The 10,389-nt window shown below is 70.1% G+C and carries 9 protein-coding genes and 1 pseudogene; 4 read left to right on the top strand and 6 right to left on the bottom strand.

What is annotated here, in order from left to right; all coding sequences use genetic code 11:
- A partial coding sequence (locus tag WAS25_RS06160; RefSeq protein WP_422310642.1) for a thiamine phosphate synthase occupies nt 1-795 on the bottom strand: 795 nt, incomplete at its 3' end.
- A gap of 14 nt (nt 796-809) precedes the next feature.
- Nucleotides 810-2,597 (bottom strand): ABC transporter ATP-binding protein, encoded by a 1,788-nt coding sequence (locus WAS25_RS06155; protein ID WP_422310641.1) that lies wholly within the window; start codon nt 2,595-2,597, stop codon nt 810-812.
- A 117-nt stretch (nt 2,598-2,714) separates the two neighbouring features.
- Here WAS25_RS06155 and WAS25_RS06150 point away from each other — a divergent pair, with 117 nt between their 5' ends.
- From WAS25_RS06150 to WAS25_RS06135, 4 genes are read left to right on the top strand one after another with little or no spacing between them, the layout of a single operon-like run.
- On the top strand, nt 2,715-4,478 hold the full coding sequence (locus WAS25_RS06150) for a M20/M25/M40 family metallo-hydrolase (protein WP_422310640.1): 1,764 nt from the start codon (nt 2,715-2,717) through the stop codon (nt 4,476-4,478).
- The gene (locus WAS25_RS06145) at nt 4,475-5,539 is read left to right on the top strand and encodes a 3-dehydroquinate synthase (protein WP_422310639.1); all 1,065 of its coding nucleotides are present in this window, start codon (nt 4,475-4,477) and stop codon (nt 5,537-5,539) included. The genes WAS25_RS06150 and WAS25_RS06145 overlap by 4 nt, the downstream gene beginning before the upstream one ends.
- The gene (locus WAS25_RS06140; RefSeq protein WP_422310638.1) at nt 5,532-7,394 is read left to right on the top strand and encodes a tetratricopeptide repeat protein; all 1,863 of its coding nucleotides are present in this window, start codon (nt 5,532-5,534) and stop codon (nt 7,392-7,394) included. Before WAS25_RS06145 ends, WAS25_RS06140 begins: the two co-directional genes overlap by 8 nt.
- Nucleotides 7,394-7,855: a hypothetical protein gene (locus tag WAS25_RS06135; protein WP_422310637.1), complete on the top strand. Its 462-nt coding sequence runs from the start codon at nt 7,394-7,396 to the stop codon at nt 7,853-7,855. The genes WAS25_RS06140 and WAS25_RS06135 overlap by 1 nt, the downstream gene beginning before the upstream one ends.
- Before the next feature lie 23 nt (nt 7,856-7,878).
- Here WAS25_RS06135 and WAS25_RS06130 read toward each other — a convergent pair whose 3' ends face one another.
- From WAS25_RS06130 to WAS25_RS06115, 4 genes and pseudogenes are all read right to left on the bottom strand, one after another.
- Nucleotides 7,879-8,676, bottom strand: a complete 798-nt coding sequence (locus tag WAS25_RS06130; RefSeq protein ID WP_422310636.1) for a S1/P1 nuclease — start codon at nt 8,674-8,676, stop codon at nt 7,879-7,881.
- 34 nt (nt 8,677-8,710) lie between these two features.
- On the bottom strand, nt 8,711-9,583 hold the full coding sequence (gene lepB, locus WAS25_RS06125) for a signal peptidase I (protein ID WP_422310635.1): 873 nt from the start codon (nt 9,581-9,583) through the stop codon (nt 8,711-8,713).
- Nucleotides 9,584-9,603: 20 nt separating this feature from the next.
- Nucleotides 9,604-10,206 (bottom strand): hypothetical protein, encoded by a 603-nt coding sequence (locus WAS25_RS06120; RefSeq protein ID WP_422310634.1) that lies wholly within the window; start codon nt 10,204-10,206, stop codon nt 9,604-9,606.
- Nucleotides 10,206-10,389 (bottom strand): annotated as a pseudogene (locus WAS25_RS06115) (hypothetical protein); the annotation flags it as partial. The gene WAS25_RS06120 and the pseudogene WAS25_RS06115, both read right to left, overlap by 1 nt.

The following is a 10,389-nucleotide window of genomic DNA, read 5'->3' as shown; positions in this document are numbered from 1 at the left end:
GGGCCAGCCCGTGTGCGCCTCGATGACCTCATCCAGGTCATGGAAGGGCAGGGCCAGCCGGAAGGCGAGCTGCCGTCCCAGGGAGGTCTTGCCGCCGCCGCTGCCACCGAGCAACACCAAGCCCTGGCCGAGGCGGAAGGGGCGGCGGACGCGCCAGCGCTCCAGCTGGACCGCCCAGCCCAGGGCGGCGGGGTCTGCGGCACGGTGGATCTCGCCCACCATGGCCAGGGACTCGGCCCCTGCCTCGAAGCAGGGCGGGGCGTCCGCGAAGGTCAGGCCGCCGATGGCGATGGGGGCGATGCCCTGGGCACGGAGGGCCGCGCAGCCCGCGCGGAGCCCGTCGAGGCCAATGGGCTGCGCATGGTCGGCTTTAGAGGGCGTGCCCCGGAAGGGGCCCACCCCGGCATGGTCGCAGGCGGGACTCACCGCCGCCCACTCGCCAGCCTCGTGGGTGGAGGCGCCGAGGTGGAGTCCGCCCAGTCCCGGCAGGGCCCGGGCCTCCCCCGCGGGCAGGTCCTCCTGGCCCAGGTGCAGACCCCAGGGCGCGAGCCCCTCCCGGGCGGCGAGGATCGCCAGATCCGCCCGGTCATTCACGCAGACCATGGGCCAGCCGCCGTTGGCGGCGGACTCCAGCAGGGCCTTGCGGAGCTCCTCCCACTGAGCCGTTGCGTCAAGCGGCTTGCCCCGGAACTGCACCAGCGGAAAGCCCGCCTCGCCCAGGCGACGGACCTGCGCGGACAGGGGCTCCGTGCGTGTGGCGTCGGTGATGGGGTAGAGGGGCGGGAGGCTGAGCATCTGGAACAGTATGCCTAGGCCGCCTCCCCCTCCGCGAACTGCAGCTTCACCAGCTTGGCGTAGACGCCGTCCTGGGCGATGAGACCGTCGTGGGTGCCGCGCTCGACGATGGCACCCTGATCCATGACCCAGATCTCGTCAGCCTCGCGGATGGTCGAGAGGCGGTGCGCAATGGTGAAGGTGGTGAGGCGGTGGCTCACGCGCTCGATGACGGTCTGGATCTTGGCTTCGGTTTCCGAGTCGATGTTGGCGGTGGCCTCGTCCAGCAACAGCACCGCGGGTTCCAGGTAGAGCATGCGGGCGAAGGCCAGCAGCTGGCGCTCGCCGGCGCTGAGCTTCTGGCCCCGCTCGCCCACCTGCGTCTCCAGGCCCTGGGGCAGACGGTCCACCAGATCCTTCAGCTGGCTCTGGTCCAGCACGGAGGCGAGGCGGCTGTCATCCAAGGGACGGTCCAGCACGATGTTGTCGCGCAGGGTGCCGGAGAAGACGAACACATCCTGGAGCACCAGCCCGAAGAGGTCGCGGAGGCTGCGCAGGGTGAGGTGGCGGGTGTCCACGCCGTCCACGGTGATGCGGCCCTCGCTCACGTCGTAGAAGCGCATGAGCAGGTTGATCAGGGTGCTCTTGCCGGCCCCCGTGTGGCCCACCACGGCGACCCGGCGGCCCCTGGGGATGACGCCGCTGAGCTCGCGCACGACCTTCCGGCCGCCCGCCTCGTAGGCGAAGGTCACGCCTTCGAGGCGGATCTCCCGGGTGAAGGCGGCAGGCTTGGCCCCGGGCAGCTCGGGGATCTCCTCGCGGTTGTCCAGCAGGCGGAAGATGCGCTCGCTGGAGGCCAGGGCGGTCTGCATGACGTTGTAGCGCTCCGCCAGCTCGCGGATGGGGCGGAAGAAACGGCTCGACTGCTGGATGAAAGCCAGCAGCAGGCCCCAGGTGATGGCACCGGCCTTGAGCTTGATGCCCGCGTAGAAGATGAGCGCGGCCAGGGTGCCCGAGGTGATGAGCTCCACGACGGGGAAGAACACCGCGTAGGCGAAGATGGTGCGGAGGAAGGCCTGAAAGTAGTCCTCGTTGAGGACCTTGAACTGCTGGTCGCTGCGCTGCTCCTGGGCGTTGATCTGGACGAGGCCCATGCCCGAGATCTGTTCCTGGAGGAAGGCATTGATGGCGGCGTAGCGCCGCTGGGTCTCGCGGAAGGCCTCGCCCGCGCGGCGGCGGAAGAACTCGGTGGCCACGAGCAGGAAGGGCAGGATCACCAGGGCCACCGTGGCCATGCCGGGATGGGTCCAGAACATCCAGGCCACGATGGCCAGGAGGGACAGCGCATCCCCCACGATGGCCACGAAGCCCGAGGCGAACATCTCGTTCAGGTTCTGGACGTCGCTGGTGACGCGGGTCATGAGGCGGCCCACAGGGTTCCGGTGGAAGAAGTCCGTACTGCGCCCCATGAGGTGCGCGAAGAGCTGGACGCGGAGGTCCAGCATGGCCCGCTGGCCCACCTTGGCTAGCAGGAAGTAGCGGGCGAAGCTCACGAGGAATCCGGCGATGAGTACACCGAAGAAGCCGGCCACCATGGGGCCGGCCCCCTTCAGGCTGCCCTCGCCCATGAAGCGGTTGATGAGCCGCAGGGTCAGCTCCGAGGGCAGCACCTCGAGGAAGGCGCCCAGAGCCATGAGGACGAGCAGGATGAGCAGGGAGAGCCACTGCGGGCGCAGGTAGCCCGCCAGCCGCCAGAGCAGGGCGTGGCGCAGGGGGCGTTCATCCGCCTGGTCGGATTGGAAGAAGGCTCCCTGTTCGGACATGGGCCCATTCTCCCACAGGACGTGGAGAATCCCGCGCCAACCCTGATCCAGGACCAGGGATGAGCCTGCGGAGCGGGCGCGGGGCTCATGTAAACTGGAGGATCGCCCGGAGACGAGATGATTGCCTGGAAGCCCATCCTTTTTGCCGCCACCCTCGTGGCCCAAGCCCAGGCTCCCGCCTCGAAGGCCGATGCGGCCACCGAGAAGCGCCTGCGTCGTGCCGTCACCTACCTGGCCTCGCCCGAGCTGAAGGGTCGGGGCAACGGCTATCCCGAACTCGACCAGGCCGCCCGACGCATCGAAAGCGAGCTCAAGGCGCTGGGCCTCAAGACCCAGATCCAGCGCTTCCCATTCATCGCCAAGGTGGTCCGCGAGCGGCAGGAAGCCTCGCTCATCCAGGGCGACAGCCCCCGGTCCCTGGTGTGGGGCAAGGACATCGAGGCCCTCGGCCTCAGCGGGGATGCCAGCTTCCGCGGCAAGGCCCTGGCTTTCCTTGGCTACGGCGTGCAGATCCCCGGCGGCTACGACGACCTGGCCGGCATCGACCTGAAGGATCGCGTCGCCGTGATCTCCCGCACGGTGCCGGATCTCGATGCCTTCTCGCACCTTCCCCGCGGGGAGCGGAGCCTCCTGGCCCGACTGAAGAAGCTGGAGACCGCCAAGGTGGCCGGCGTCATCGTGCTGGAGGAGAACGGACTGCGGCCCTTGCAGCGGGAAGAGGGCCCCGTGAAGGTGGACGTGCCGGTGCTGGGCATGACCACGGAGTCCCTGGGCAACGCCTGTGGCGACCTGGCGGCCCGGTTCAAGCGCATCAAGGAGACGGGGCAGCCCGCGAGCCAGGACTTCATCCAGGCCCCCTGGACCGCGCTCTCCCTGGAGCTGAAGCTCCGCCGCGAGGAGGCCCAGGTGCCGAACGTGGTGGCGGTGATCCCCGGGCGGGATCCCAAGCTCCGCAAGGAATTCATCGCCCTGGGCGCCCACATGGACCACCTCGGCATGGGCGAGCGCCACAGCATGGGCGGTGCCGATGCCCGCGGGCAGGTGCACCCTGGCGCCGACGACAATGCCTCCGGCACGGCCATGGTGGTGGAGCTTGCCCGGGAGCTGAAGAAGGCGCGGCCGAAGCGCTCCATCCTGCTCTTGCACTTCGCGGGCGAGGAAGAGGGCCTGCTGGGCTCCCAATACTGGGTGCAGCACCCGACGCAGCCGCTGGAGACCGTGAAGTTCATGCTCAACTTCGACATGGTGGGCCGTCTCGACCTCAAGGCGCCCAAGCTGATGATGGGCGGTCTGGGGGCCTCGAAGGCCGCCGTGGAGGCCGCCCAGAAGTTCGTGCCGAAGGGCTTTGCCGTGACCGCCGACGTGGGCGCGGCCGTTGGCGGCTCGGACCACATGAGCTTCTCCCAGGCCAAGATCCCCACCTTCTTCTTCTTTACCGGCATCCACGGGGAATACCACCGGCCCACCGACACCGCGGACCGCATCAACTTCCCGGGCATGGTGAAGCTGGTGGCCTTCGGCAAGGCCGTGTCGCTGGATCTGGCCAACACGGACACGTTGCCCGCCTTCGATCCCGAGACCGCCAAGCTGCCCTCCCGGGGCGACGGCGGCCCCATGCGCATCGCCTTCGGCTCCATCCCCGACTATGCCGACAACCCCAAGGGCTTCCGCATCAACGGCGTCTCGAAGGGCTCCACGGCGGAGACCATCGGCATGCAGGCCGGCGACATCCTCATCCAGTTCGGCGACAAGCCCGTGAAAAACGTCTATGACTTCATGGGAGCCCTGGGCGCCTTCAAGCCCGGGGACAAGGCCGTGATCCAGTGGCTGCGGGGCGAGGAACTCATGAAGGCCGAGGCCACGCTCAAGGGCCGCCAGTGAGGCTGGCCACGCCGTCCGGGTTCGCCACAGAGGTCTTCCTCCTGGAAGCCCCCGACCGGGAACTGCTCCCGGAGGGGCCCTGGACCCTGGTGGGCGACCAGCGGCTGCGCGAAGCCTGGGCCGGGGCGGCCATGCCCGAACCCGAACACGCCCTGTGGGTGTCGGTGCCGGAGGAGGAGAAGAAGCTGCGCACGGTGATCCCCTGGCTGGAGCACTGGGCCCGGATCCCCCTTCACCGGGACGCCACCGTGGTGGCCCTGGGCGGCGGCGTGCTGTCCGACCTGACCGGCCTAGCGGCCGCGCTCTACATGCGCGGCATCGCGTGGCAGGTCTGGCCCACCACGTTGTTGGCCATGGCCGATGCCGCCCTGGGCGGGAAGACCGCCGCGGATCTCTCGGCCGGCAAGAACCTGGTGGGCGCCTTCCATGCGCCGCGCCGCCTGGTGGCCTGCACCGACCTCCTTGCCGGGCTGCCGGAGCGGCACCTGCAGAACGGCCTCTGGGAGCTGGTGAAGACCGCCCTGATCCAGGGGGAGCTGGCCTGGGCCCAGGAGATGCTCCAGGGGGCCCCCCTGAAGGTGGCCTGGGTGGAGCGCGCGCTGGCCTTCAAGGCGGGCGTGGTGCACCGGGATCCCCGGGAGGCCGGGGAGCGCCGCCTGCTGAACCTCGGCCACACCCTGGGCCATGCCCTAGAGGCGGCTTCCGGCTACAGGCTGCTGCACGGCGAGGCCGTGGGGCTGGGCCTCCTCGGCTCCTGTCTCCTGGCGGAGGAACAGGGCCTGAAGCCCTTCCCTCCTGCGCTGCTCGAGCCGCTGGTCCGGTGCCTGGCGCCCCTGACGCCGCAGGTGGCACCCTGGGCCGACTGCCTGCCGTTCCTGGCCCGGGACAAGAAGGCGGTGCACGCGTCCGGTTCCACCCAGAATGCTGCCGCCATCGAGATCCAGTGTGTGCTCCCGCGACTGGGCGAACCCGCCGTGCAGCGGGCGCTCCCCCCAGAGGCCTGGGAATCCCCCCATGCCAGGCTCCTCGCCCTGCTCCACCAGGAGTCCGTCCGTGTCTGACCTGCGCTGTATGCTGCTCGCGGTGCTCCTCGCAGGAGCCCCGGCCTCCGCGGAGGATGTCCGCGCCCTCATGCTCCAGGCCCGGGCCCTCCAGCTGCGGGGCTTCGGGGCCGATCCCGCCGCGGCGGCGGCCCTCTACCGGAGGGTGCTGGCCCAGGTCCCCGAGAGCGCCGAGGCCCACCTGCGGCTCTCCGAGGCCCTCCAGGAGGCCCAGAATCCCGACGCCGCCGTGGCACCCGCGAGGAAGGCCGTAGAGCTGGCCCCGCAGAGCGCGGAGGCCCAGGCCCACCTGGCCCTGCTCCAGTTCCAGCGCGCCCAGAAGGACGAGTCCCTGGCGCCGGAGGCCATCAAGGAATTGAAGGCCGCCACCCTCCGCCTGCCCCAGGATCCGGAGCTGTGGGCGCGCCTTGGCGAGGCCTCCGAGATGGTCAAGGACGGGGAAGGGGCCCTGCGGGCCTGGCTGCGGCTGGGCCGCCTGCGTCCGGGCTTCAATCCGGCCTGGGAGCGGGCCTTCATCCACGCCCGCGCCACCCAGAACTACGAGGGAAAGCGGGAGGCCCTGCTGGCGCTCAATACCCGGCGTCCAGAGGACCGCCACCTCCGGCTGCTCGAGGAGCTGGCCCGGGAGCAGATCAAGGCGGGCTACCTGGCCCACGCCGAGGAGAGCTTCCTGCTCCTGGCCAGCCATGTCCCCCAAGAGTCCGGGCTATGGGAGAACGTGTCCCTGGTGCGCATCCAGACCGCCCGCTGGGCCGCGGCCCTGGAGACCCTGGCCAAGGCCGAGGCGCTGAAACCCAGCCCCACCCTCACCTTCCACACGGCGCGGGCCCTCATGAACCTGGGCCGCTTTGATGAGGCCGAACGTCGCCTCCGCGGCATCGTGGCCCAGGAGATTGAACCCCCGTGGATTGCGGATGGCGTGCCGATGCTGTACTCGGAATCCCTCCTGCTCCAGGGCAAGGGCAAGGCCCTGCTGGCCTTCCTGAAAGAGCGGCGCCCCCGGCCGCACACGGATGGGGAAGCCCAGGTCTTCAAGACCCAGGCCCTCATCAGCCTGAACGACTGGAAGAGCGGCCTGGATGCCCTCAAGGAGGGCATCGCCCGGTATCCGAAGGTGCCCTTCTTCCAGCAGGCGGCCAAGCTTCCGCCCAAGTATCTCGAATACGCGCTGTTTTCCCGCAAGGAGACGCGGGCCGCGCTGGAGCAGCTGCACCTCGAGGGCATGGCCGCCCTCTGGCAGGAGTTCCAGCGCTGGGACAAGTGCCTCGAGGCCCTGGAGCGGGCCCGCACCCTCTCCCCAGTGCGCCGCGTGGACATGTTGATCATGCAGAGCCAGGCCTACGACCAGCTTGACCGGCACGCCGAGTCCCTGGCCGTGCTGCGGCAGGCCCAGGCCCTGGAACCGGCCAACCCGCTGGTTCAGAACAACCTCGGCTACCTGTTGCTGGAGCAGGACCGGGACCTGGAGGAGGCCGCCACCCTCATCGAGGCCAGCGCCAAGGCCACGCCGGACAATGGCAACGTGGTGGACAGCCTGGGCTGGGCCCAGTTCAAGCTGGGCCGTGTCGCCGAAGCGGAGGCCACCCTGCGGCGCGCCGCGGAGCTGAGCCCATTCAGCCCCGAGGTGCGCAAGCACCTGGGCGAGGTCCTGGTGAAGCAGGGCAAGCTGACCGAAGCCGCCGAGCAGTGGGACCGGGCCCTGGCCTTCGTGTTCCCCGACCGGACCGCCCTGGAGAAGCGCCTGGGGGACCTGCGCATCCGCATCGCCAAGGAACAGGCCGCGAAGCTGGAGGCACCCCTGCCGACTCCAGCCGCCCCCGCCGTGAAACCGGATGACGACGAGGACGACCAGTGATGCCGCTCCAGTCCCCGCCCCCGGTGGTCGCGCCTGCGCCAGTGGCGCCCGTGCGGGCCCAGTACGGCTGGGGCTACGCGGGCGCCGATGGGGAGGGCGTGGGCACCCTGAGTCTGCTCATGGAAGCCGCCAGCGGGAGGCTCATCCTCGAGCTGCACGCGCCCGGGGAGCGGCTGCTGCTGTTGGAGGGGGACGCCGCCTCTGGCTACCGGCTGCAGGTGCCCCGCCAGAAGCTCGACCAGCGCGCCGCCTACCTGTCCCAGCTGCCGCTGCCCTTCCTGCCCCAGGTGCTCAGCGTTGAGGGCCTGCTGCACCTCCTCCGCACCGGCGAAGGCGCCGGCGTCTCTGTGCAGAAGAAGGACGCCCAGGGTCCCCTCAAGCTCCACTGGCGCGGCAAGGATGCCCGCGGCAAGGACCAGCAGGTGTGGCTGGAGCGCAAGCGGTGGGAGGAGTCACGGTGACTCAGGTCTGCTCCCGGGTGTAATTAGGGGGCTGGCTCGACCGGAGGTTTCCCTGCCGCAATCCAGGCGTTGAGGATGGCGTCGCCGAGGTGCTGGGCGGCGAGCTGGAGTTGCTGCTGCACGACCGGGCCCTGCTTGGCCCGGAAGATCGTCCAGTAGGCGGCGGTGCGCCGTCTGCCCCGGCCACTCAGGGGGGTGGTGCGGTCGGCGTCGCGGTCGTCCTCCATCAGTTGGGGCATGAGCGCGTGGGAGGCCCGGAGCCAGTCCCAGGGGCGGCCGAGGAAGGCCTGGTCGGGCCCGGCGGGCAGCACCGTCAGGTCCTCGGGGCCGATGTTCCGTGCCACCAGACCGCTCTCCCAGCGACTGTGGACGCCCTTCTGGCCGGTGCGCTGGCCGTCGTGGTTGTCGGTGGTGTGCAGGGGCACGTGGGCGTCGGCGATGTAGTGCCCGAGGATGGCCGTGGCGAAGGCCACCTTGGCGGGATCACCCGCGCGGAAGGCAGCCACCAGGTCGCGCCAGCGGTCCTGGATGATCCAGGGCACCACGCCGCGGCGGGTGAAGTCGCCGTCTAGCCTGGCCTGGGCCTCCTCCAGCGTGCGGGGCAGATGGTCCGGTCCGCCGTAGGGCTCCAAGTTCATGAAGTGGCGCGGCCCCTCCTTGCGATCCCGCTTCCAGTGGTCGGGGTCGGAAGCGTGGTCGCAGACCTCTGCCTCGCGTCCCTGGAACCAGGCCCGGGGTTCGAGGGGCAGGGAGCGCAGGGCGAGGGACGAGACCACCCGGTGGCCCTTGTCGCCCCAGGCGCCGAGCGGTGCGGCTGCCACCAGGGCAGCCAGGGCAAGGCGGCCCAGGCTGGTGCTACTCAGGAATCGTCCCCGTCCGCTCCCAACGGGTGCGGGTGAAGAAGTGGCGGGCGGTGTCGATGAAGTCGCCAGCGACGTCCTGGGGGCCGGTGGGCACGCGGCCGTTGTCGTTGTCGCTGTCGCCTTCCTTGAAGCTCCACCAGACGAGGAAAGGGCGGCCGCGCAGGTGATCCACGGGCAGGAAGCCCCAGTAGCGGCTGTCCTCACTGTTGTCGCGGTTGTCGCCCATGGCGAAGACATGACCCGCGGGCACGGTGACAGGGCCCATGTTGTCCTTGAAGCTGTCCTGGCGGAGGCTGTTCATGGCCTGCATCTGGTTGTTGCTGTGGAGCGCCAGTACCTCGGGATCGGCGTGCCGCCAGAGACCCACGGGACGCTCGACTTCCCCGGCATCGCGGGTGGGCGGCCAGGGGCCGGGCGTGGGGCCTTCCGGGCTGCGGCCGAACATGTGCTCGAAGGGGCCCGTCACCTGCCTGCCGTTCACATAGAGCCGCTTGTTGCGCATCTCCAGCGTATCGCCGGCGGTGGCCACACAGCGCTTCACGTAGTCCTGGTCGCGGTCGAGGGGCCAGCGGAAGACGATGATGTCACCGCGCTTCACGCTGCGCATGGGGAACAGCGTCTCCTCCCAGCCCCACTGGGGAGTGGCGAAGATGAACTTGTTGGCCAGCAGGTGGTCCCCGATCATCAGCGTGTTGCGCATGGAGGCCGAGGGGATCTTGAACTGCTGGCCCACGAAGGCCTTGAAGAACAGGATCAGCACCATTGCGAAGCAGATCACCTCGAGATTGTCCCGCACCATGCCCTTCTCGGCGCCCGGGGGCAGGGCGATCTCGAGGTTTTCGGGGGCGGTGGTGGGTTCGGCCATGTCGGCTCCGGGCAGGACGGTCAGGGACGCTTGAGCGTGGGCAGATCAGTGAAGCCGTAGGACACCAGCCGCTGGACCGTGACCCAGGTGCCGGCGCGCTCCTCCCGAACTTCGACCTCGCCCAGGTTGGGCAGGTAGAGCGTCCGGCGCCGGGGGCCCTGGGCCGGTTGGGCCTCCACCCAGATCCCCACAGGATCGGCAGTGGCGGGTAGCAGGCCCGCGCCATCCCAGGCGGTGCGTCCGAGGACGCGGAATGCCGTGCCACCGTCCGTCCAGGCCGTGGTGACCGGAAACCCAGCGGGCAGGGAGACAGACAGCACCTGGCCCTGGCTGGTCAGGAGGGAGACGCCGCCATCCTGGTGCTTGAGGGTGACCGACCACTGCCCCTGCAGGCTGGTGACGTCCACTTGGATGAGGCTCGGGGGTCCGGGCGTGATGGCGGCCTTGGCCACCCGCACCTGCAGGCGATTGGCGCTGCGCTGGGGCTGGGGCTGGGAGGGATCCTCGTAGGCGAGGGTGAGACCTTCCTCCCAGGGGCAGTAGACCCTGGGCGCCTCCTGGGGCTGGCAGGCCAGGCCCAGGAGCAGGACGACCGGCACGAGCCTCGGCAGCAGTCGGGGCATCACTTGTGGCCCTTGTTGAACCTGGCCACCAGGTCCGTCAGCGAGGCCCCGCTGGCGGGACTGGGCGCTTCCGGCGGGTTGAAGGTCATGACCCGGGCCTCGCGCTCGGGACGCGGAGGACGGCCGCCCTCGGGGCGGGGTGGGCGAGAACCCTCGGGGCGGGGAGGGCGCGCCCCTTCGGGC

This window comes from Geothrix sp. (genome assembly GCF_049292215.1).
Taxonomy (GTDB): domain Bacteria; phylum Acidobacteriota; class Holophagae; order Holophagales; family Holophagaceae; genus Geothrix.
The sequence above is the reverse complement of the archived record's forward strand: the minus strand, read 5'-3'. Positions and strand labels throughout refer to the sequence as shown.

Excerpts from the sequence above, each read along its gene's own strand:
- WAS25_RS06155 (WP_422310641.1), bottom strand. The coding sequence starts at position 2,597 with ATGTCCGAACAGGGAGCCTTCTTCCAATCCGACCAGGCGGATGAACGC.
- WAS25_RS06150 (WP_422310640.1), top strand. The coding sequence starts at position 2,715 with ATGATTGCCTGGAAGCCCATCCTTTTTGCCGCCACCCTCGTGGCCCAA.
- WAS25_RS06135 (WP_422310637.1), top strand. The coding sequence starts at position 7,394 with ATGCCGCTCCAGTCCCCGCCCCCGGTGGTCGCGCCTGCGCCAGTGGCG.
- lepB (WP_422310635.1), bottom strand. The coding sequence starts at position 9,583 with ATGGCCGAACCCACCACCGCCCCCGAAAACCTCGAGATCGCCCTGCCC.
- WAS25_RS06120 (WP_422310634.1), bottom strand. The coding sequence starts at position 10,206 with ATGCCCCGACTGCTGCCGAGGCTCGTGCCGGTCGTCCTGCTCCTGGGC.